The 22567-nt window shown below is 58.7% G+C and carries 18 protein-coding genes, 1 tRNA gene, 1 pseudogene and 1 riboswitch; of the genes and pseudogenes, 14 read left to right on the forward strand and 6 right to left on the reverse strand.

Translation table 11 applies throughout. The features are described from left to right. Nucleotides 1-314 precede the first annotated feature (314 nt). The 3 genes from V6582_RS08015 (at nt 315) to V6582_RS08025 (ending at nt 2449) form a co-directional block, all read left to right on the forward strand. Complete coding sequence (locus V6582_RS08015) at nt 315-962, forward strand: response regulator transcription factor (RefSeq protein ID WP_070163626.1); 648 nt, start codon at nt 315-317, stop codon at nt 960-962. Nucleotides 963-1186: 224 nt separating this feature from the next. Beyond that, nucleotides 1187-1861, forward strand: a complete 675-nt coding sequence (locus tag V6582_RS08020; protein WP_156634649.1) for a S24 family peptidase — start codon at nt 1187-1189, stop codon at nt 1859-1861. 174 nt (nt 1862-2035) lie between these two features. Then, complete coding sequence (locus V6582_RS08025) at nt 2036-2449, forward strand: tellurite resistance TerB family protein (RefSeq protein ID WP_156634648.1); 414 nt, start codon at nt 2036-2038, stop codon at nt 2447-2449. A gap of 19 nt (nt 2450-2468) precedes the next feature. Here the strand turns inward: V6582_RS08025 and V6582_RS08030 are convergent. Beyond that, nucleotides 2469-3342 (reverse strand): annotated as a pseudogene (locus tag V6582_RS08030) (transporter substrate-binding domain-containing protein). 230 nt (nt 3343-3572) lie between these two features. Between V6582_RS08030 and V6582_RS08035 the strand changes: the two are divergent. From V6582_RS08035 to V6582_RS08050, 4 genes are all read left to right on the forward strand, one after another. Continuing rightward, the gene (locus V6582_RS08035) at nt 3573-5417 is read left to right on the forward strand and encodes a glycosyltransferase family 2 protein (protein WP_337739401.1); all 1845 of its coding nucleotides are present in this window, start codon (nt 3573-3575) and stop codon (nt 5415-5417) included. A 503-nt stretch (nt 5418-5920) separates the two neighbouring features. Then, the gene (locus V6582_RS08040) at nt 5921-6679 is read left to right on the forward strand and encodes an ImuA family protein (RefSeq protein WP_156634645.1); all 759 of its coding nucleotides are present in this window, start codon (nt 5921-5923) and stop codon (nt 6677-6679) included. Next, complete coding sequence (locus tag V6582_RS08045) at nt 6594-8114, forward strand: DUF6504 family protein (protein WP_156634644.1); 1521 nt, start codon at nt 6594-6596, stop codon at nt 8112-8114. The genes V6582_RS08040 and V6582_RS08045 overlap by 86 nt, the downstream gene beginning before the upstream one ends. After that, nucleotides 8111-11371, forward strand: a complete 3261-nt coding sequence (locus tag V6582_RS08050; RefSeq protein WP_156634643.1) for an error-prone DNA polymerase — start codon at nt 8111-8113, stop codon at nt 11369-11371. Before V6582_RS08045 ends, V6582_RS08050 begins: the two co-directional genes overlap by 4 nt. A gap of 140 nt (nt 11372-11511) precedes the next feature. Here the strand turns inward: V6582_RS08050 and V6582_RS08055 are convergent. Both V6582_RS08055 and V6582_RS08060 read right to left on the reverse strand, forming a co-directional pair. Beyond that, nucleotides 11512-11585 (reverse strand) — tRNA-Gly (locus tag V6582_RS08055). Between the two features lie 55 nt (nt 11586-11640). Beyond that, complete coding sequence (locus V6582_RS08060; RefSeq protein WP_156634642.1) at nt 11641-12738, reverse strand: 2'-deoxycytidine 5'-triphosphate deaminase; 1098 nt, start codon at nt 12736-12738, stop codon at nt 11641-11643. 131 nt (nt 12739-12869) lie between these two features. Then, nucleotides 12870-12948: riboswitch (SAM riboswitch) on the forward strand. 50 nt (nt 12949-12998) lie between these two features. On the opposite strand from V6582_RS08060, the gene V6582_RS08065 reads away from it, so the two are divergent. The 5 genes from V6582_RS08065 (at nt 12999) to truA (ending at nt 17446) form a co-directional block, all read left to right on the forward strand. After that, the gene (locus tag V6582_RS08065) at nt 12999-14183 is read left to right on the forward strand and encodes an O-succinylhomoserine sulfhydrylase (RefSeq protein WP_156634641.1); all 1185 of its coding nucleotides are present in this window, start codon (nt 12999-13001) and stop codon (nt 14181-14183) included. A gap of 404 nt (nt 14184-14587) precedes the next feature. Then, a complete protein-coding gene (apaG, locus tag V6582_RS08070; RefSeq protein WP_156634656.1) occupies nt 14588-14980 on the forward strand; it encodes a Co2+/Mg2+ efflux protein ApaG in 393 nt (130 codons plus the stop codon). Between the two features lie 86 nt (nt 14981-15066). Beyond that, the gene (gene def / locus V6582_RS08075; protein WP_070163646.1) at nt 15067-15585 is read left to right on the forward strand and encodes a peptide deformylase; all 519 of its coding nucleotides are present in this window, start codon (nt 15067-15069) and stop codon (nt 15583-15585) included. A 119-nt stretch (nt 15586-15704) separates the two neighbouring features. After that, nucleotides 15705-16667 (forward strand): methionyl-tRNA formyltransferase, encoded by a 963-nt coding sequence (gene fmt / locus V6582_RS08080; RefSeq protein ID WP_156634640.1) that lies wholly within the window; start codon nt 15705-15707, stop codon nt 16665-16667. Further along, nucleotides 16667-17446, forward strand: coding sequence for a tRNA pseudouridine(38-40) synthase TruA (gene truA / locus V6582_RS08085; RefSeq protein WP_156634639.1), 780 nt, complete (start codon nt 16667-16669; stop codon nt 17444-17446). Before fmt ends, truA begins: the two co-directional genes overlap by 1 nt. A 30-nt stretch (nt 17447-17476) precedes the next feature. Here the strand turns inward: truA and V6582_RS08090 are convergent, their stop codons facing one another. Continuing rightward, nucleotides 17477-17683 carry a hypothetical protein gene (locus tag V6582_RS08090; protein ID WP_234889879.1) on the reverse strand — a complete coding sequence of 69 codons (207 nt, stop codon included), beginning with the start codon at nt 17681-17683 and terminating at the stop codon, nt 17477-17479. A gap of 81 nt (nt 17684-17764) precedes the next feature. On the opposite strand from V6582_RS08090, the gene V6582_RS08095 reads away from it, so the two are divergent. Next, nucleotides 17765-18856 (forward strand): IS5 family transposase, encoded by a 1092-nt coding sequence (locus V6582_RS08095; RefSeq protein WP_349508847.1) that lies wholly within the window; start codon nt 17765-17767, stop codon nt 18854-18856. 66 nt (nt 18857-18922) lie between these two features. On the opposite strand, the gene V6582_RS08100 is transcribed toward V6582_RS08095, so the two are convergent. Both V6582_RS08100 and V6582_RS08105 read right to left on the reverse strand, forming a co-directional pair. Next, nucleotides 18923-19174: a hypothetical protein gene (locus tag V6582_RS08100; RefSeq protein ID WP_234889773.1), complete on the reverse strand. Its 252-nt coding sequence runs from the start codon at nt 19172-19174 to the stop codon at nt 18923-18925. Nucleotides 19175-19354: 180 nt separating this feature from the next. Then, nucleotides 19355-20152 carry an SDR family oxidoreductase gene (locus V6582_RS08105; RefSeq protein WP_156633068.1) on the reverse strand — a complete coding sequence of 266 codons (798 nt, stop codon included), beginning with the start codon at nt 20150-20152 and terminating at the stop codon, nt 19355-19357. Between the two features lie 234 nt (nt 20153-20386). On the opposite strand from V6582_RS08105, the gene glgX reads away from it, so the two are divergent. Further along, complete coding sequence (gene glgX / locus V6582_RS08110; protein ID WP_156633066.1) at nt 20387-22474, forward strand: glycogen debranching protein GlgX; 2088 nt, start codon at nt 20387-20389, stop codon at nt 22472-22474. The last annotated feature ends 93 nt before the right edge of the window (nt 22475-22567 follow it).

Genomic DNA, 22567 nt, shown 5'->3' on the forward strand with positions numbered 1-22567 from the left:
ATAGTGCTGGCCCTAGCCAATCACCCTGGAGCGGCTAGCATCGATATATCAAAACACACTCAATCCATGTTTATTTTCGGCTTGATTTATTGTTCGTCTAAAGCAATCTATGGTGTTACGCCAGATCCGACCTCTCCTTATGGGTACATAGTATCTTGTATCCTTCATCTGGGAATTGGAGCAGAGGATGGGGCGATCGGAAGGTGCCACGGTGTTCTCGCTTGCACAAAGAGCAGAACAAACGTTAAATGACTTGCCCGGACGACAGACGCGGGCAGTGCTGCACAACGAAAGCTCTTGGGAGGGGGCAGACGATGGCTGAGCAAACAATCATTATCGCGGACGATCATCCCTTGTTTCGCGGCGCGCTTCGGCAAGCCGTGAGCGGTATGGATGGCAGGCAGGATATTGTCGAAGCTGGCGATTTCGAAGCGGCCCGGCTGGCGGCGGATCAGCACCCGGATGCCGATGTCCTGTTGCTCGATCTGGCCATGCCAGGCGTTAGCGGCTTTTCCGGCCTGATGGCCTTGCGCGCGGAGTTTTCCAGCCTGCCAATCATCATCTGTTCGGCCACCGACGATTGCGCCACGATCCGCCGCTCGCTGGAGCTTGGCGCTTCGGGTTTCATTTCCAAATCCTCCGGCATTGATGACATTCGTACAGCGATCCAGACCGTGCTGAGCGGCGATATTTTCACGCCTTCATCCTATGTGGAAGATCAGGAGCAGGACCCTGAACTGGCCGATATCATGGCACGGCTGCGGACACTGACCCCTCAGCAAAACCGGGTGCTCGGCATGTTGTGCGAAGGCTTGCTGAACAAGCAGATCGCCTATGAGCTCAGCGTGTCCGAAGCCACGATCAAGGCGCATGTCTCCGCCATCCTGCTCAAACTCAAGGTCGATAGCCGAACCCAGGCGGTGATCCAATTGGGACGGCTTAATATGGCCATGGTCGCTTGAGGGCAGGACTGGCTTTCATCCTCCACGCCGCAGACCGATCTGCCCACTTTCCTCCGCCCGCATCGTCTTAGCGTGGGGAGAGTCGGGTATTGGGCGCGGAAACGGCAATAATCGAGGATTTTATTCCTCCAAGATCTTTACTCTCGACCGCATTTGGCCGATATATGGCGAGGTGGGTCGAAGCCGTTTGTCGACGGCTGATAAATGCCGGGGTTTGGCGGGATATGCTTTCACACGAGACAATCTGGAATGCGATTGACCGGCTTGCCGAGCAGTATCATTTGACGCCGTCCGGGCTGGCGCGAAAAGCCGGTCTGGACCCAACCTCGTTCAACAAGTCCAAGCGGGTCGGGCCGGATGGACGCATGCGCTGGCCATCGACCGAATCCATCGCCAAGGTGCTGGAAGCAACAGGCGCTCGGATCGACCAATTCGTCACGCTGATCGGCAATGACAACCATCAGGGCAATGCCGTTCACGGCACATTGCCGGATGGCAATTTTCCGCCGCAGATCGGCACTATTCCGCTGCTTGGCTTGGCCCAGGCGGGCTCGGGCGGATTCTTCGACGATGGCGGCTTTCCAGCCGGACAAGGCTGGGATCTGGTGGATTTACCGACCTCCGCCAAGCCGGGCGTCTATGCCCTGGAAATTCAGGGTGACAGCATGAAGCCGCTTTATCGCGATGGCGACATTCTGATCGTCGAGCCGGGTGCGCCTGTGCGCCGGGGCGACCGGGTTGTCGTCAAGACCTGCGATGGCGAGGTCATGGCAAAGGTGCTCGGCCGTCAGACGGCACGGGCTGTCGACCTCATTTCGATCAATCCAGACCATCCCAACCGGGTATTGGATATGCAGGACGTCGAATGGATCGCCCGAATCATCTGGGTTAGCCAGTAGGAATTATTTGCCATTCCTCAATTTTTTGCAGGGGCCTGCTCAGGCAGAATGCCAGCCTCTTGAAACGGCTGATGGCAATCGCCATTCTTCAAGACGAACCAGACTTCGGCCATATCCAGATGGCCCATAAGATAAGCCCGATACGATAAAGCAAATGACAGGAACAGAACTTCTATGATTCCCCAGGTGACCCTTCAGGATGCCCTGATTTTCGCAATGGTGATGACCTCGGCCGTCGACAATGCCATGGATGACCGGGAGCTTGAGCGGATCGGCAATCTGGTCTCCACCACGCCAGTCTTCGAAGGCTTCGATAAAAGCGCCGTATTGGATGTAGCCAGACGCTGCGGTACCATGCTGGCTGGGCCGGAAGGACTGGACATCACCCTGGAAACCATCCGCGACGCGCTGCCGGAGCGGCTTTACGATACCGCCTATGCGCTGGCCGTCGAAGTTGCCGCCGTCGACCATACGGTCCTGCCGGAGGAAATCCGCCTGCTGCAATTGCTGCGTGATCGTCTTGGCCTGGACAAGCTGACCTGCGCGGCCATCGAGCGCAGCGCCATTGCGCGCTATCGCAAGCCATAAAACATCTGCTTGAGATATTTCAGTAAAATCCCTCGGCAAAATACCGGCGGGACAACTCGTCCAGCCTGCCTTTGCGCGACAGGGAGACCAGCGCATAGTCAAAGGCGGCGGCCAGAAAGCCATCTTCCTTGCGCACCATGATGGTCATGCCTTCGCCGAGAAACTGCTGCGACAGAAAAGGACCTCCCAGGAAAGCGCAGCATTGAGCGGATGAGGTGCTGGCCAGCCAGAAGGAGAAGCTGCAATCCATCGGCAAAGGCCGCCTGGATTTTTTTCTGTTTCAGCGCATCCATCAAGGCGGCCTGATCGGCAAACCCCACTGGCACGATCGCCGGGAAAAATGCCTTCAGCATGGCTTCCTGCGCCGTGCCGGTGACGATGCCGACCGGCTTTCCGGCCAATGCCGCAGGCGTATCAACCTGAGCGAGATTGTCACGCGGCACGATGAAACGGGCGGGCAACATCAAATAGGGTCTGGAAAAGGCAAAATCCCGCCGCAATCCTGCCGTCACCGCCATGCCCGCCACCGCAGCATCGCCATGCTTGCTGAGCAGCGCGATCTCCATATCGGAAAATGGCACGGCCTGGACCTCGCATTTCGCCTCGACATCCAGTTCGCGGCAGATCTCCCGTACCAGATCGATATTATAGCCGGTCAAATGGCCGGTCTGATCGAGAAAACTGAAGGGTGGAAAATCTACCGTGGTCAGGAACCGCAACCGCAGCAACACCGACAGATCCGGCTTCGGCAACCGCGCCCGCGCATCGAACAGGACCGGCACCGATTGCTGGGACGGAAGCGCCTGTGCCTGAACGGGCAAGGGTGCGAGACCCAGGGATAGAAAAGGCATCACACCACAGGCCAAAGCCGCCAATACAGTGATTGCCTTCATGCGCCCCTTGGTTTTCAGGGATGTAACTTTCAACCGGCTCATTATCATCGCTTTCGGGCAGGCAAATGGGGTGTGAGGTACGGTTATTGTTTAGCAAAGGAATCGCGGCGAGGAAACGCGCCGCGCCATTTTCACATATATCCTCTTTTTCATTTTCCCTTTCCGCGCCTGAACCGCCACTGCTGCGATCCTCCGTCGATCTGGTCGAACGGTTCGGTGAGGAAGTGCTGGTGCTAAAGCAGCTAGGGCTTCCAAAGCCGCTCCTGTCGCGTCTCATTCAGCAGGCACTTGCCCATGGCACATCGATAGAGCAGGAATTGCTGGCCACTGGCGACATGGAGGCGCAGGACTATTACGCGGCCCTCGCCCGGCATCTCGACCTGCCCTTTCTACCGGTGCTTCCGGTGGAGCAGGTCCTCTATTCCGACCATATGGACAGCCAATTGCGTAAACCGGGCCTGTTGCGGCTGCATGACAAGGTTCGCGCGCCGATAACCGTCATTGTTCCCGAGGCACGGCAATTTCATGTCTTGAAGGAACGGCTCGCGCATGCTCCGGATTTGCGCGGATCGCTTGCCATCACCACGCCGAGAGCCCTTACCGGCGCGATCTGGCAGGCTGGCGCCCGGCACCGCGTTGAAAAAGCCACAGCGCATCTGTTCGATACAGCACCACTGTCCTCGGCGCGCATGGTCTTGACCGGCAAACAAGGCTTCTGGCTGGGATCTCTGCTGACGGCAACACTCGCCGCCTGTTCCACCTTCGGTTATGACGCACTGGCGGCAATGCATATTCTGACATCGCTGCTTTACCTTTGCATGCTCGCTTTTCGAGCGGCGACCTTGGCCTATCGAATCGGAGCGGTCGACCCTCCGCCCGTCTTGCCCGCCTCGGTGGAGCTTCCGGTCTATACTGTTCTTGTGGCGCTTTACCGGGAAAGCGGCATGATCCCGCAGTTGATAGACGGGCTGCGGCGACTGGACTGGCCGGTTTCCAGGCTGGATATCAAGCTTGTCTGCGAAGCCGACGACCTGGACACGCTGGGCGCGCTGGCAGACGCCGACATACCAGCCCATATCGAGATCGTCCCGACCCCGCCGATTGGGCCGCGCACCAAGCCGAAGGCGCTCAGCTATGCGCTGTCAGGCGCCCGTGGCGATTTTCTGGTGCTGTATGACGCCGAGGATCGCCCGCACCCCGCCCAACTCAAGGAGGCCTATGCGCATTTCCTGTCCCGCCCACCCGAAGTGGCCTGTCTACAAGCGCCGCTGATCATCGCCAATGGCGATGAAAGCTGGATCAGCGCCTTGTTTGCGCTAGAATATGCGGCTTTGTTTCGAGGCACCCTGCCAATGCTTGCCTATCACGGCATGCCCTTGCCGCTCGGCGGGACATCCAACCATTTCCGTATCGAGGCCTTGAAGGATGTCGGTGCCTGGGACCCCTATAATGTCACAGAGGATGCCGATCTCGGCCTGAGGCTGTTCCGAGCCGGCTATCGCTGTGAAACGATCACCCGGCAAACCCTGGAGGACGCACCCGTCAGCAGCCGCATCTGGATGGGCCAGCGCAGCCGCTGGTTCAAAGGCTGGCTACAGACATGGCTGATCGTCATGCGCGAACCGCGTGTCGCCTGCAAGGAAATGGGGGGATCGGCCTTTGCCGTCTTTCATCTGATGATTGGCGGCATGCTGCTATCATCGCTGAGCCATCCCGCCCTTCTGCTGTTCCTGACCATGACCGTCTACAGCATGGCCAACCCGCCTGCCACGGGCATTCCCCTGCGCGACCTGACGGTCTTCTGGATCGACCTGGTCAATATTCTCGGCAGCTACCTGATTTTCCTGGCACTCGGCCGTGCCGCCATGACCGAATTCGAACGCCGCCGCATCGGCAAACGCTACCTGTTCATTCCGCTCTATTGGCTGATGACATCCGTCGCCGCCTGGCGGGCGATGATCGAGCTGAAAACCAAACCGTTCTTCTGGAACAAGACCCCGCATGCACCAAGAGGCGGCGAGCGAAAACGCGCAAAAAGCGTCGAGAATGAAAGCGTTCAACCCAAACAGAACTGAACATCCGTTGCAAATCACGCCGAAGGCAGATCAAATCAAGACCATCAGGTGAGTATCTCAGCCACAGGCCCGATACCGCCCACATGTAATCAGCAGCTTGGGTTGATCAAAGCGGGCGCACTAAAGAGAGTTCGATCGGCCTGCATACACTCGACCCTGGCTTTGGTACCGTTGTTAAAGCCCCGCACCGCATGATTGCATCGCATGGACATCATCATCCAGCCTGCGACCTTCGACAAAGGCACGCACATTTGCCGCAGCTTTTGCAGCTCCAGTCCCTCATCAAAAAAATTCTTTGCCGCATCTGGCGAACACTCTCAACCGCAGAAACGACGGATACATTTGGATTCTCTCGCAGATTCCGACAGCCTCTATGTCTCACAGTTCCGGTACTGTCCTGATGCATCATAGATTCGCATTGACTCACTTTCACAAACAGAACAAATAAAGAACATTGATATCCGAAATCGCATTAGAAATGCCAAGGAGATCTCTTTTCTAACATGAACACCCCCGTCGTCAGCCCCGTTGTCACTCAACTGCGCGCCCGGATCGATCAACTGGAAGGCGGCCCGGTCCGACGACGCGACGTCCTGCCGTTCGGCGTTGCCGAGATCGACAATGTCCTGCCTGGCGGTGGGCTCGCGATGGGCGCCCTGCACGAGGTGGCCGGAGCTGGCAATGGCACGGTCGACGGCGCGGCAGCCGCTCTATTTACAGCGGGACTGGCGGCGCGCGCCAAGGGCAAGATCCTGTGGTGCATCACGCGGCAGGACCTGTTCGCACCATCGCTGGCTCAGGCTGGGCTGGCACCGGGACGCGTCATCTATGTCGAGGCTGGCAACGAAGCCGATGTGCTGGCCTGCGCCGAAGAGGGCCTGCGCCATGGTGGGTTCGGTGCCATCGTATGCGAGGTGGCCAAACTCTCCATGATCGCGTCCCGCCGCCTGCAACTTGCCGCAGAAAGTACCGGGACCCTGGCACTCGTCATTCGTCGCTGGCGGCGCCAGGCGGAAGCGTCGAACTTCGGGCAGCCGACGGCGGCCGTTACCCGATGGCGCATCTCCGCCCTGCCCTCCTCCCCGATACCGGTACCAGGCGTCGGCCGCGCCCGCTGGCGCGTGGAACTCATTCGCTGTCGGACCGGCAGCGCCGATATCGAAGTGGAGGCTTGTGATGCCAAGGGTTGTCTCGCTATTCCTGCCGACTTGGCCGACCGATCGGCTGCGGCGGACATCCGACGCCACAACCGTGCCTCTTGAGGCGCCGCTTGTCCTGATCGGCAGGCAGGGCCAGCGGCGCGTCGTCACCGCGGCAGACAGCGTCGCCCTGGCCGCCGGCTTGCGCGTCGGCATGCCGGCGGCGAAAGCGCAGGCGCTGATACCGGGCCTGATCGTCCGCGATGCCGATCCGGTCGCCGATATCCGCGCCCTGGACCGTCTGGCGCTCTGGGCTTTGCGCTACACGCCTGCCGTCGCTGCCGATCCCCCCGATGGACTGGTCATCGACACCACAGGTGCCGACCATTTGCACGGCGGTGAAGCCGCGATGCTGGCCGATATGATCGCGCGCATCGAGGCTTCCGGCACACGGGTCCGTGCGGCAATCGCCGATACCTGGGGCGCTGCTCACGCCCTCGCACGCTATCAGAGCCAACCGGCTTTGATCATCCCCCCCGGCGAAAGCCGTCTCGCAATGCTCGACTTGCCGATCCGTGCCTTGCGGGTGGCCCGTGAAACCGTAGACGGCTTGCGCGTGATGGGTTTTGCACGCATTGGCGAAGTCGCGGCGCAACCGCGTGCGCCGCTGACCCTGCGGTTCGGGCCGGAACTGGGGCGGCGGATCGACCAGGCCTTCGGCCTACTCAATGAGCCGATCCTGCGTGTGCAGTCGCCCGATCTCACGGAGGTGCAGCGCATTTTCGCCGAACCGATCGCCGCCGCCGAAACCATTGCGCGTTACGTTGGCAAGCTTGTCGTCCATCTATGCGACGCGCTTGAGATACGGGGGCTGGGCGTCCGGCATCTCGACCTTTTGTGCTACCGTGTCGACAACCAGATAGCCCTCGTGCGCGTTGCCACGGCGCAGCCCGTCCGCCATGTGCGGCGTTTGACCCGCCTGTTATGCGACAAAATCGAAACCATTGATCCGGGTTTCGGGATCGAGCGCATGGTGCTCGTCGCAACCTCAGCGGAACCTCTGGTCGCCCGCCAGATTGTCACGTCTCTTGCCGAGCCGAGCGACCCGGATGTGTCCGATCTGATCGACATCCTGGCCAACCGCATCGGCACGGGTCGTATCTATCGCTTCGGCTCCGTGCCAAGCGACGTACCTGAGCGCGCCGTTAACCGGCTACCGCCCCTTTCGCCTGATACCGGCGAAGGTTGGACGAACCGCTGGCCACGGCCGTCACGTTTGTTCGCCCATCCCGAGCCGATCGAGACGGTCGCCCTTCTGCCCGACCAGCCGCCGGTCGTTTTCACCTGGCGCGGGGTGCGACGGCGCGTCCGGTGCGCCGACGGCCCCGAGCGGGTGTTCGGCGAATGGTGGCGGCGCGACGCTGAGATGGCAGCGGTGCGCGACTATTTCCAGGTCGAAGTCGAGAATGGCGAACGCTACTGGATTTACCGGGCTGGCGATGGTGTCGATCCAGCAACCGGTTCGCATCTCTGGTTCCTGCACGGAGTGTTCGGATGAGTAACCCCCGTTATGCCGAGTTGCAGGTAACGTCGCACTTCTCATTCTTGCGGGGAGCATCTTCGTGCGAGGCGCTCTTCTTCCAGGCGGCGGCCCTTGGCATCGAAGCCTTGGCCATCGTCGACCGCAATTCACTGGCGGGGATTGTTCGGGCACATCAGGCCGCCAAGGACAGTGGAATAAGACTGATTGTCGGCTGCCGCCTGGATCTGGCTGACGGCACCGCGCTCCTCGTCTATCCGATGGATCGCGCCGCCTATGCCCGGCTGTGCCGGCTACTGTCGCTTGGCAAGGCACGCGGCGGCAAGGCCAAATGTATACTGGGCTGGGACGATGTCCTGGTCTATGGCGATGGCCTGCTCGCAATCCTCGTGCCGGATGAGGCCGACGACGCCTGCGCAAGCACTCTGCGTCGCCTCAAGGCCGGCTTCGGCGACCGTGGCTATCTGGCGCTTACCTTGCGGCGGCGCCCCAACGATGCCCTGCGGCTGCATGAATTGTCGAACCTGGCGGCTCAAGCTGGCATTGAGACCGTCGTGACCAATGATGTCCTGTTCCATCATCCCGACCAACGCATCCTGCAGGACGTGGTCACGTGCATCCGTCACAAGGTAACGATCGACAGCGCCGGCTTCCATCGTGAGCGGCACGCCGACCGCCATCTCAAGCCACCCCAGGAAATGGCGCGCCTGTTCAATCGCTATCCGGACGCAATCGCTCGCACTGTCAAGATCCTGGCACGCTGCCGCTTCAGTCTCGATGAACTGTCCTACCAATATCCTCAGGAGCGCGAGATGCCGGGCCTGACGGCCCAACAGGCGCTGGAAGCCTTGACCTGGGAAAGTGCCGCCAAACGCTATGCCAAAGGTGTGCCGGATAGCGTGGCGGCGGCGCTACGCCATGAACTCAGGCTGATCGAGAAGCTCGACTACGCCCCCTATTTCTTAACGGTGAACGCCATTGTGCGCTTTGCCCGCAGCCAGGACATTCTCTGTCAGGGCCGCGGCTCGGCTGCCAACTCAGCCGTGTGCTACGTGCTGGGCGTGACATCGATCGACCCCGAACGCAGCAATCTTTTGTTTGAGCGCTTCATCAGCGAGGAGCGCCGCGAACCGCCCGATATCGATGTGGATTTCGAACACAATCGGCGCGAGATTGTCATGCAGTGGGTCTTTAAGACCTATGGTCGCAATCATTCCGCCCTGTGCTCGACCGTTATCCGCTACCGGACCAAGGCGGCGATCCGGGACGTGGGAAAGGCGCTCGGCCTGCCCGAAGATGTCATCAAAACCTTGTCGTCAGGCCAGACCTTCCGGCCGACAGATAGTCTGCAAACCAACATCCCCGGCCTCAACGCCGCAGATCGCCGGCTGCAACTGACCCTGGCGCTGGCCGAGCAACTGAAGGGCGCACCGCGCCACCTGAGCCAACACCCTGGCGGCTTTGTGCTGACGCACGACCGGCTTGATGAACTGGTGCCGATCGAACCGGCCCGCATGGCCGACCGGCAGGTGATCGAATGGGATAAGGACGATGTCGATATCCTGAAGTTCATGAAGGTCGATGTTCTGGCCCTGGGGATGCTGTCGTGCATGAAGGGATGTTACGACCTTCTCGCCGCATATAAGGGCATCACTCTTGATCTGGCTACGACGCCAGCGAAAGACACGGCCACCTACGACATGATCTGTAAGGCCGATACTTTGGGGACGTTTCAGATTGAAAGCCGGGCGCAAATGTCGATGCTGCCGCGTCTAAGGCCGCGGACCTTTTACGACCTGGTCGTGCAGATCGCTATCGTGCGGCCAGGGCCGATCCAGGGTGACATGGTCCACCCCTACCTGCGTCGGCGCCAAGGCAAGGAGTCCGTCGAATATCCGAAACCCGAACTCGAACGCGTGCTTGGCAAGACACTGGGCGTACCGCTGTTTCAGGAACAGGCAATGCGGGTCGCCATCGAATGCGCCGACTTCACACCCGGTGAGGCCGACCAGTTGCGGCGCGCCATGGCTACATTCAAACATACCGGTGGCGTCAGCCCGTTCCGCGACAAGCTCATCAACGGCATGGTCGCACGCGGTTACAAGGCGGACTTCGCCGAACGGACCTTCAAACAGCTTGAGGGTTTCGGATCCTACGGTTTTCCGGAATCCCACTCCGCCTCTTTCGCCTTGATTGCCTATGCCTCCTCCTGGATGAAATGCCATCATCCTGATGTCTTCTGTTGCGCTTTGTTGAACGCCCAGCCCATGGGGTTTTATGCACCACAGCAGATCGTCACCGATGCGCGCCGGCACGGTGTCGAGGTGCGGCCGGTCTGCATCAACGCCTCACGCTGGGACTGCACACTAGAGCCCGTCGGCAATGGAAAGCAGTTTGCCGTGCGTCTCGGCCTGTGTCTGGTCAAAGGTTTGAACAATCGTGAGGCCGCGACGCTGGTTGGTGCCCGGGCAGATATGCCCTATACCTCCATTGATGATATATGGCGCCGTGCCGGTGTGCCAGCGTCGGCGCTGGTGACACTGGCCGAGGCTGATGCCTTCCAGCCCGGCTTGCGCCTATCCCGCCGCAACGCCCTGTGGACGCTGAAGGGATTGCATAACGATCCCCTGCCGTTGTTCGCTGCGGTTTCAGCACGCGAGGGGGCCAGCGTGGCGGAAATCAATGAACCGGTGATGACGCTAAATGAGATGACGGAAGGCAGCCAGGTCGTCGAGGATTACAGCCATGTCGGCCTGACTTTGCGGGCGCACCCGCTTTCATTCCTGCGCAACGATCTGCGCCACCGGCGAATCATAACATGTCAAGAAGCGATGCGCGCCCGAGACGGCCGATGGGTCGAAGCCGCTGGCCTGGTGCTGGTGCGCCAACGCCCCGGCAGTGCATCGGGTGTTATCTTCATCACGCTTGAGGACGAAAGCGGTATCAGCAATATCGTCGTCTGGCCGAAGGTCTTCGAACAGTATCGGCGCATCGTGCTGGGGGCCAGCATGCTGGGCGTCTATGGCCGCGTCCAGCGTGAGGGTGATGTCGTGCATCTGATTGCCCATAGGCTTACAGATATGTCGACCGAACTGGCCAGCGTCGGACAACGTGATATGATCTCCCCGCTGTCTCACGAACGCTGTGATGAGTTCCATGACGGCAAGCCTGGCCTTGAGCCATCCACAGTCCCCAAAGAGCTCCGCATTCCCGATGCCCTGCCGGATGACCGGCCTGTCGAGACCATCCAGGTAAAGAGCCGGAATTTTCATTAGAGTTTGTCAGGGAAAAGTGGTCACCGGTTTTCCCGAAAAGACAAACTCAAACAAAGAAAAGCGCGAGTCTGACTGGTTCAATCTGAACCTGGCAGACCCTAAAGCATTTCAGCTTTTCTCGGAGTTCAACTGGGCAAAACTGGAGCGGGTGAAGGGAATCGAACCCTCGTATTCAGCTTGGGAAGCTGCTGCTCTACCATTGAGCTACACCCGCCTGATGCCCGAGAGTTCCTACACTTGGGCGTTTATGTCAAGCATGAAAGCGCAGATCAGGCTGCGCGAAAATGCTTGGAGAGCTTCAGTCCCTGGGCCTGGTAATTGGAGCCGAGGCCTGTGCCGTAGAGGCCTTGGGGATGCTCGAACATATGTTCATAGACCAGGCGGCCGATGATCTGGCCGTGTTCCAGGATATACGGTACTTCGTGGCTGCGCACTTCCAGCACAGCGCGGCTGCCGGTGCCGCCGGCCCCGGCATGGCCGAAGCCGGGATCGAAAAAGCCAGCATAATGAACGCGGAATTCCCCAACCAGCGGGTCATATGGGGTCATTTCCGCCGCATAGAGTGGCGGGACATGGACGGCCTCGCGTGAGACGAGAATGTAGAATTCGTCGGGATCAAGGATCAATTCGTCACGGCCACGGCTATAGAGCGGTTCCCAGAAGTCCAGCACATCATGGGCGGCCTTGCGGTCAACGTCGATCACTGCCGTATGATGCTTGCCGCGATAGCCGACCAACCCGTCCGGTCCTGTCCCCTTCAGGTCGATGGACAGCGCGATGCCGCCGCCCGAGACATTGGGCGTTTCGCTGGCCACCAGCGTCTCAGTCTTGTGCAGATCCAGAAGTTCGCTGTCGCTCAGAAGCGCATGGCCGATGCGGAAGCGGATCTGCGACAGGCGAGAGCCGCGCCGCACAATGATCGGAAACGTCCGCGGGCTGATTTCCAGATAAAGCTGGCCCTTGTAGCCCGCCGGGATCTTGTCGAATTCCTGCGCATAATCGACCATCACCCGCGTAAAGATGTCGAGGCGACCGGTCGAGCTTTTCGGATTGGTGGAAGCCGACAGATCCGCCGGGAGATCCAGGCTCTCCATCAGCGGCACGATATAAACACAGCCGGTTTCCAGGACCGCGCCATGGTCCAGATCGATCTCGTGCAGGGTCAACCGTTGCAGTTTATCCGCCACGGTGCTGTTGGGGCCAGGCATGAAACTGGCGCGCACCCTGAGCGCTTTGGAGCCCAGCCTCAGATCGAGACTGGCAGGCTGGATCTGGTCGTGATCGAGCATGGTTTCGCTCAAAAGCGAGCCCGAGCCAAACAAGTCGCCGATGGCGCGATCCGCCAATATGCCCGCATTCCGCTTCATAATGTCTTCCTTGCAGCGCCGACGCCGAACAATGCGCGCACAACATGCCGCAGCCTGTAATACCTCGGCATATAGTATATGACAAAACCAAACTCCGGGAATTGACGCAAGCAAAAGAACGGCGTAAGCAAATCTTATCCCGTGGTGATTTGGCCGGTCGGCTTGCAGCCACGTTAAACAATTGGCTAAAAAGATCGGACACGTGCAAACCGGTCCGTATTTCGCGACCGGTTTTTTTGTGTTCGAAAGGCTCATACAGCATGGCTAACAACTGGCGCCCAGCAACCAAACTCGTTCATGGCGGCACGCTGCGTTCACCTTATGGCGAAACATCCGAAGCCATCTATCTCACCCAGGGTTTCGTCTACGACAGCTCGGAAGCGGCAGAAGCCCGCTTCAAGGGCGAGACCGAAGGTTATATTTACGCCCGCTACGGCAGCCCCACCAATGACATGTTCGAAAAGCGCATGTGCCTGCTGGAAGGCGCCGAAGAGGGCCGCGCCATGGCTTCCGGCATGGCTGCCGTTGCCGCCGCCATTCTCTGCCAGGTTCAGGCAGGCGACCATATTGTCGCTGCCCGCGCCCTGTTCGGCTCCTGCCGCTGGGTGATCGAAACTCTGGCACCTAAATATGGCGTGGATTTCACCCTGGTCGATGGCCGCGACCTGAAGAATTGGGAGGATGCTATCCGCCCGAATACCAAGGTGTTTTTCCTGGAAAGCCCTACCAATCCTACCCTGGAAGTGGTGGATATCGCCGGCGTCGCCAAGCTTGCCAACCAGGTCGGCGCGACCGTGGTGGTCGACAATGTTTTCGCCACCCCGCTCTTTCAAAACCCGCTGGAACTTGGCGCCCATGTCGTTGTCTATTCGGCAACCAAGCATATCGACGGCCAGGGCCGATGCCTGGGCGGTATCGTGCTGTCGTCCAAGCAATGGATCGAGGAAAAGCTTCAGGATTACTTCCGCCATACCGGTCCGGCCATGTCCCCCTTCAACGCCTGGACCCTGTTGAAAGGCGTGGAAACCCTGCCGCTGCGCGTCAAGCAGCAGACGGAAAATGCCGGTCGTATCGCCGATTTTCTGGCAGATAACAGCAAGATCGCCCGCGTCATCTATCCAGGCCGCGCCGACCATCCGCAGGCCGACATCGTCGCCAAGCAGATGAAGGGCGGCTCCACACTGGTTGCTTTCGAAATGAAGGGCGGCAAGGCGGCGGCTTTTGCCCTGCAGAATGCTCTGCAAGTGGTGAAGATCTCCAACAATCTCGGTGATGCCAAGAGCCTGATCACTCACCCGGCCACCACCACCCACAAGAACCTGACGGACGAAGCCCGTGCGACGCTTGGCATGTCCGGCGGCACATTGCGCCTGTCCTGCGGCATTGAAGACGCAGAAGATCTGGTAGAAGACTTCGCTCAGGCACTGGAGGCAGTTTCCGCCTGATGGGCACAAATGCCAAGGACGGAAAGGCTTGAGCCGCTCTCAAGCCGTAAGATTTCAGGTGGCGTGACGCGCCACCTGAACCGCATAACGATGCAACAGATATAAAGTGCAACAGCGTCCTTTGTGCATTTTATAAAACGGGCAGCGCCGTAGCCCGATCTGAAACACCCATATCCTTCATGGAGAAACCTGATATAGTGGCGCCAGTCTTTCCCTAAGTTTGCCGCGGCAGGTTTTTTAAACTCTAAAAAATTTTCCAATACCCTTATTTTTTACTGGAAATTAAGTCTGTTAATGGTCTTTATTAACGCAGGATTATTTCCCTGTAGCGACACTGCCACAAACCATAACCTTATCGGCTTTTGCAAATGTATGCTTACCAAAGCGTCAAGAAGTCTTCTTTCATGTATCGCGCGCTGACGCGGGATATCGAGGTTAGCGTCGAGCCCTTTTATCTGGCGGAACAGTCCGATCCGGAAGACAGCCGCTATGTCTGGGGCTACAGGGTCCTGATTGTCAATCAGTCGAATGTGGCCGTGCGGCTGATCAATCGTTACTGGCATATTACGGATCAGAATGGCCAGGTGGACGAGGTTAGCGGTCCAGGCGTGATCGGCGAACAGCCGCGCCTGGCGCCTGGGGAAAGTTTTGAATATTCTTCAGGTTGTCCACTGGATACGCCATCCGGCATCATGTTCGGCCGCTACGAAATGGAAACCGACGATGCCGAAACATTCGACGTCGCCATTCCCGCTTTTTCGCTGGACACCCCCGACCTGCGCCGCGTCCTGAACTGACCGGCCACCGTCTCTCAGTCACTGGCGTGGCTTTTCGCGCATTTTTTTGATTTCCTTGAAAACCGGGATGGTTTATGGGGAGATTCATGACGACAAAGCCGATTATCATTTTGCCTGACCCGCTGCTGCGCGAGGTCTCCCAACCCATTGAGCGGATCGATGCCGACCTTGAGCGGCTGATCGATGACATGCTCGAGACCATGTATGATGCGCCCGGCATCGGCCTCGCCGCCGTTCAGGTGGCCGTACCTCGCCGTCTTCTGGTCATCGATGTTTCAAAGGAAGGCGAAGACAAGCAGCCGCTGGTCTTCATCAATCCGGAAATCATTGGCAGTTCGCAGGCCCGCTCTACCTATGAGGAAGGCTGCCTTTCCATTCCCGATTACTATGCGGAAGTGGAACGGCCAGCAGCCGTCACGGTGAAATCGCTGGATCGCCACGGCAAGGAGCAGCTGATCGAGGCCGATGGCCTGCTTGCCACCTGCCTGCAACATGAAATCGACCATCTGAACGGCACGCTGTTCATCGACCATATTTCGCGACTGAAACGTGAAATGGTGATCAAGAAATTCTCCAAGGCGGCGAAGTCAAAAGTGACGGTCTAGAACCTGCCGGGTTCGTGCTGAACCCGGCAGATTGCAGGCCCTATCGTCCTGGAGTGTGTTTTTGGGAAAATCCGGTTCCACCTCCTCCCCGATAACCTCTAGAAGATCGGTCTTGATCCATGGCTCTTCGCATGATTTTCATGGGCACTCCCGATTTTTCGGTGCCGATCCTGAACGCGCTCTGCGAGGCGGGCCATCAGATTGTTGCGGTCTATAGCCAGCCGCCGCGCCCGGCCGGACGCCGGGGACTGGATCTGACCAAGTCTCCCATCCATCAGCAGGCCGAAAAGCTCGGACTGCCGGTGCTGACGCCGTTAAATTTCAAGGCGCAGGACGATCGCGATGCCTTCGCCGCCCATCAGGCCGATGTTGCCGTGGTCGTGGCCTATGGCCTGCTGCTGCCCGAAGCCATCCTGACGGGGACGCGGCTGGGCTGTTATAATGGCCACGCCTCGCTCCTGCCCCGCTGGCGGGGTGCAGCGCCGATCCAGCGCGCCATCATGGCCGGAGATACGCAAACCGGCATGATGGTAATGAAGATGGACAAGGGGCTGGACACCGGCCCGGTGGCCCTGACGCGCCGCCTGACCATTACCCCCGACATGACCGCCGGTGAGCTGCACGACGCCCTGAGCCGGATCGGTGCCGAGGCGATGGTTGAGGCCATGGCCAAACTGGAGGCGGGCGACCTGCCGCTGACAGCCCAGCCGGAAGATGGCGTCGTTTACGCCACCAAGATCGACAAGGCCGAAACCCGCATCGACTTTTCAAAGCCCGCCACGCAGGTTCACAACGGCATTCGCGGCCTGTCGCCCTTTCCGGGTGCCTGGTTCGAGGCGGACATCAACGGCAAGCCGGAACGTATCAAGGTTCTGGCCAGCAAGCTGGCGGAAGATACTGAAACCGCAGAGGTGCCTGGCACCGTGCTGGACGACGCCTTGACCATTGCCTGTGGCCTGGGCGCAGTTCGCCTTGTCCGGCTGCAAAAGGCCGGTGGCAAGCCACTGGATGCCGTGGAATTCCTGCGCGGCACGCCCGTAGGTACCGGCACGGTATTTGCCTCGGCAAAGGCCGGAACCTGATGCCACGTTACAAGCTGACCGTGGAATATGACGGCACACCCTATGTCGGTTGGCAGCGGCAGGACAATGGCCCCTCCGTGCAGGGCGCGCTGGAAGCGGCAGTTCTTGGCCTGACGGGGGAAACGGTTGCGATCCGGGGTGCAGGCCGCACCGATTCCGGCGTTCATGCCAGCGGCCAGGTGGCGCATGTCGATCTTTCGCGTCAATGGCTGCCTTACAAGCTGCGCAACGCGCTGAACGCGCATCTGGCGCAGGCTGGGGAAGCAATCTCTATTCTGGCTGGCGAAGCCGTTCCTGACGCCTTCGATGCGCGGTTTTCGGCGCTGAAACGTCATTATCTCTATCGGATCATCTCACGCCCGTCCAGGCTGGCGCTGGAGGCCAATCGCGCCTGGTGGGTATCGAAACCCCTAGACCACGAAGCCATGCATGCGGCGGCGCAAATGCTGGTCGGCAATCACGACTTCACCACTTTCCGCTCGGTTCATTGTCAGGCAATCAGCCCGGTGCGCACGCTGGACCGGCTGGATGTCAGCCGCAACGGCGATCTCATCGAGATCCGCGCCTCCGCCCAGAGTTTTCTGCACAACCAGATCAGATCTTTCGCCGGCACCTTGAAAATGGCGGGCGAAGGCAAAATGACGCCGCAGGATGTCCGCGATGCGCTGGAGGCCCGCGACCGCAAGGCCTGCGGCCCGGTGGCGCCGCCACAGGGCCTGTATTTTTTGCAGGTCGACTACCCGACCGATGGCAATTGGCGGCCTTATTCGAAAACCTGACCGATAATTTGGTTTTCGGGAAAACAGATATTAATAGCTGGTTGCCCTCAGCGCCGACCACGGGCGCTCTCTCACCAGTTGGACCATGACATTTACATAATCCGCCGGCTTGGCAATGATACGGTCAGCGGGAATGCCGCAGGCGACGATTTCCTGAAGCGGCGATCCCGAGACGACCCTGTAAGGAATGCCGGAGCGGCATAGTCTTTCCACCACTGGCGTTATCTTTCCGTCCAACACTTGGACACCTCTAAAAACCTCCCCATTTTCCGCGTTTCATGATTCAATCCGGCCAGTGTGATTTTCTGGGAGCGGATGATGCGTGGGCAACCGGGCTTTTGGGATTTGGATGATCGTTACGAACGGCTGAGTGCCGTCGGCGATCCGCTGGAGAAGCTCAACAGCATCATTCCATGGGCGATATTTGAAAAACCTTTAGCGAAGGCGCTGAAGCGGTCCGACGGATCGAAGGGTGGACGTCCACCATTTCCGTCGGTTCTGATGTTTAAAATCCTGGTGCTGCAAGCGCTTTATAATCTCTCCGACGACCAAGCAGAGTTTGTTATCCAGGACCGGCTGTCGTTTATGCGTTTCCTTGGCCTTTCCCTTTCGCAGAAGGTGCCGGATGCCAAGACGATCTGGCTGTTCCGAGAGAGTTTGGTGCGTGCAGGTGCCATTGATAATCTGTTTGCCCGTTTCGACAAGCATCTCTCACGTTCCGGATATCTGGCCAAAGGCGGGCAGATCGTTGACGCCACGATCATCCAGGCTCCCAAGCAACATAACAGCCAGGACGAGAAAGACGCGATCAAGGCCGGCGAAATCCCTGAGGACTGGAAGGATAAACCCGCCAGGCTGGCCCAGAAGGACCGCGACGCGCGATGGACAGTGAAGTATTCCAAGGCGAAACGGCCAACGGAGACGCCGACGTCGACGACGACTGGCCAGCACGATATTGCCATTCCAATGTTTGGTTACAAAAACCATGCAGGCATCGACCGAGCCCATGGCTTTATCCGGGGATGGACGGTGACGAGTGCGAGCGCCCATGACGGAGCCCAGCTTCGAAACGTAGTGACCAAAGACAATACCGCGTCGACGGTCTGGGCCGATACGGCCTATCGCTCCAAGACCAACGAGGAATGGTTGCAGGACAATGGCCTAAAGTCCGACATCCATCAGAAGAAGCCAAAGGGCAAACCCATGCCGGAGGCGATGTCGCGCGCCAACGGCCGTCGTTCGAAGGTCCGCTCCGCCATCGAACATGTCTTTGCGCGGCAGAAGGACAAGATGAAGCTCTTCGTGCGCACCATCGGAATCAGCCGAGCGAGGGTGAAGATCGGCATGGCCAATATCACCTACAACATGCTTCGCTATGTCTGGCTGACTGGAAAACCACGGACCGCATAACGCGCAGCTGGCCGGAAGGCCGAAATGCATGCCGCAGATGCGGCAATCATCACAAAAAATGGGCGATCATCCGCGCGAGTTCATCGCGGAAATACATCCACGGCACCATCTTGCCAACTGCGACCGGTAAATCGAGGTGTCCACTTGGAAATCCAGTATGGCGGCGGTGATCCTGTTGGCTTCGAGGCAGATAAGCGCATCGCTGACCGTTTCCGTGGTCACCACATTGGCCCCCGTATGAGCAACGCAATCGGCCGCATCCATCGAAATGAACGCATCGTCTTCCACAATCAGGATCGTTTCAGGCTCTGGCTTCATGACATTGTCTCCTTGTCTGAGCCGCTAACGCGCCAACGCGGTCTTTGTTCAACTTTGGGCCAAAAAGAGTAAGTCATGCTTAACAAATGATTAAAATACGCAAAACCTAACGACACTTAAAGCAGTTGCATCATCAAACTCCCCTTTTACTTATTTCGACTAAAATAAATCATTTGCATTCTATCGGATCAGACTTTGCGCCCCATCAATCCACACGGGTGTACCACTGATATGGCGGGCGGCATCGGACGCCAGAAAACCAATCAGATCGGCGACCTCCTGAGCTGTGCCCGGCGTACCCCGTGTCAGGGGAATGGCCTGATGCTGCGGCGGCTGCGGGATGTCGAGCCGTTCCGTAGCGCGCTTTTCCGTATTGTCATCAATTGCCGTTTCAATTGCCCCGGGGCACACCGCATTGATGCGGATACGGTCTGGCCCCAATTCCACCGCCAATTGCTGCACCATGGCCAGCTGACCGGCCTTGGTGGCGCTATAGGCCGTGGCACCGGCAGAGGTGAAGGTGCGCGTGCCGTTAATGGAAGAGACAACGACAATACTGCCGCCGCCGCTTCGGCGCAGATGCGGCACGGTCAGATGCACCGTCAGATAAGTGCCACGCAGATTGATGGCCATGGTCTGGTCCCATTCCTGCGGCTGCAATTCATCGATTGGCGCCCAGACACCATTGACCCCGGCATTGGCCACCACGATGTCGAGATGGCCACCCCAGGCAATCAAAGTTTCGACCCCTGCCCGCATGGAATCGCTGTCAGCGACATCCGCAACAAGCACCATGGCCTCGCCATTCGCGTGGTGGATGTCTTCGGCAACCCGTTCCAACTCGTGTTTGGTGCGGCCCAGTAAACCGACAGCGCAGCCATCCTGAGCAAGTCTCATGGCGGCTGCCCGCCCAATGCCGGACCCCGCGCCTGTGACCAGAGCCACACGTTTGCTGTTGTCCAATTGATTCTGATGCATGGAACCTCCTATGCCGTCGCGTCGGACCTGTGCCATTTGTTTGTACCGGGCTTGTATGTGGGCCGCACCCGCCGGCTGGCGGGCGTCACCGAAATGAGCAATGAAAATGGCCAATGGAAATGACGAACAAATAAAGCCGGTAATTGTTCCTGACGCCTTACCGAACACGCCATGGGAACAAAGCCATGGCGAGGGAATTACTGTTGCACCGCAGCGACAACCCCGAGAGCGACCATGGACATCAAAACAAACAACTTCAAAATTCTTCCCGGTGAGTGGCAACGGCTTGGCGCCCGCTACACCGGTGAAGGGGTTAATTTCGCCCTGTTTTCCGCCCATGCCGATCGCGTCGAACTGTGTCTCTATGATCCCAGTGGCTCTATTGAGATCGCCCGGATGGATCTGCCTGACTACACCAATGAAATCTGGCATGGATTTGTGCCCGGCCTGAAGCCTGGTGCGCTCTACGGTTTTCGTGTCCATGGACCGTTCGAGCCGGAGAACGGCCATCGCTTTAATCACAACAAGCTGCTGCTCGACCCCTATGCCCGCGAACTGGTGGGTGACATCCGTTGGTCGCCAGAAGTGTTCGGCTATCATTTCGATGATCCGGACAAGGACCTGTCCTTCAACGATCTCGACAGCGCAGCCTTCATGCCAAAATGCCGGGTCGTCGATCCAAATCAGGTCGATTGGGGCAATGATCGCAGTCCTCAGGTCTCCTGGGCCGATACGATTGTCTATGAAACCCATGTCAAGGGCTTCACACAGCTCAATCCCGCCATTCCGCAGGAGCTGCGTGGCACGTTCGAAGGCCTTGGTCATAAGGCGGCGGTCGACTACATCAAGAGCCTTGGCATTACCTCTGTCGAACTGCTACCCATCCACGCCTTCCCGGATGACGGACCGCTGCTGGACAAGGGCCTGAAGAATTACTGGGGTTATAACACCATCGGCTTTTTTGCCCCTGCGCACCGTTATTACGGCGCAAACGGCATCCAGGGCTTCCGCGACATGGTTCGCGCCTTCCATGATGGCGGCATCGAGGTTATTCTCGACGTGGTCTACAATCACACGGCGGAAGGCAATGAGCTTGGCTCGACCTTGTCCTTCAAGGGTATCGACAACTTTTCCTACTATCGCACCCTGCCGGACAATCACCGCTATTACATCAATGATACCGGCACCGGCAACACGGTGAACACCTCCCATCCGCGGGTTCTGCAGATGGTGATGGACTCGCTGCGTTACTGGGCCGATGACATGCATGTCGATGGTTTCCGCTTCGATCTCGGCACCATTCTGGGCCGCGAGCCCGAGGGCTTCGATGAGCGCGGCGGCTTTTTCGACGCGGTTACCCAGGACCCGACACTTGCCGGCGTCAAGCTGATCGGCGAGCCCTGGGACATCGGTCCAGGTGGTTATCAGGTTGGCGGCTTTCCGCCCGGCTGGGCGGAGTGGAATGACAAATACCGTGACAGTTGCCGAGAGTATTGGCTGAACGGTGACAATTGCGCTCCGGATTTCGCGGCTCGTCTGCTGGGTTCCGGCGATCTCTACGACCAGCGCGGCCGCCGTCCCTGGGCCAGCGTCAATTTCATCACCGCCCATGATGGCTTCACGCTGAATGACCTCGTCTCCTATGATGGCAAGCATAACGAAGACAATGGCGAGGATAATAACGACGGTCACAATGACAATCGCAGCCATAATTATGGCCACGAAGGCCCGACCGATGACGAAGGCACCAATGCGGTGCGCGAGCGCCAGAAGCGCAATTTCCTGGCCACTCTGCTGTTTTCCCATGGCACGCCGATGCTGCTGGCCGGTGACGAATTCGGTCGTTCACAAATGGGCAATAACAACGGTTATTGCCAGGACAGCGAAATCAGCTGGCTGCATTGGGAAAATCTGCCCGACAGCGCCGACGCCCTGCGTGATTTCACACGGCGGGTCATCGCACTTCGCAAGGAGCAGCCATTGCTGCGGCGGGAGAACTGGCGCGATGGCATGATGATCGATTGGTACAGCGTCAGCGGCGGTCGTCAAACCTCGGAAAACTGGGAAAACAGCAATGCGCTGATCACACGTCTTCACCGCGAAGACCTCCAGGTCGAAGAAGGCATCTGGTCGGATATCATGATGCTGTTCAATCCGCTCGATGAAGACACCATCTTCACCATTCCCAAGGAAAGCGGCGGAGAACGGGTGCTCGAACTGATCACCGGCGATCCGGAGCGTCAGGGTGAGAAGGTCAAGCAAGGCGAAAAATTCAAACTGCTGCCTCGCAGCATGGCACTTTTGCGGACGATTCAAACCTGATATTCGATAGCAACTGAAGTGATAAAGGCCCGGGTTTTTCCCGGGCCTTGTTGTTTATGGAGTGGTGCCACACGCCTACGCGCCGCGTGTGGA

It is taken from the genome of Agrobacterium vitis, assembly GCF_037039395.1.
Classification (GTDB): domain Bacteria; phylum Pseudomonadota; class Alphaproteobacteria; order Rhizobiales; family Rhizobiaceae; genus Allorhizobium; species Allorhizobium vitis_E.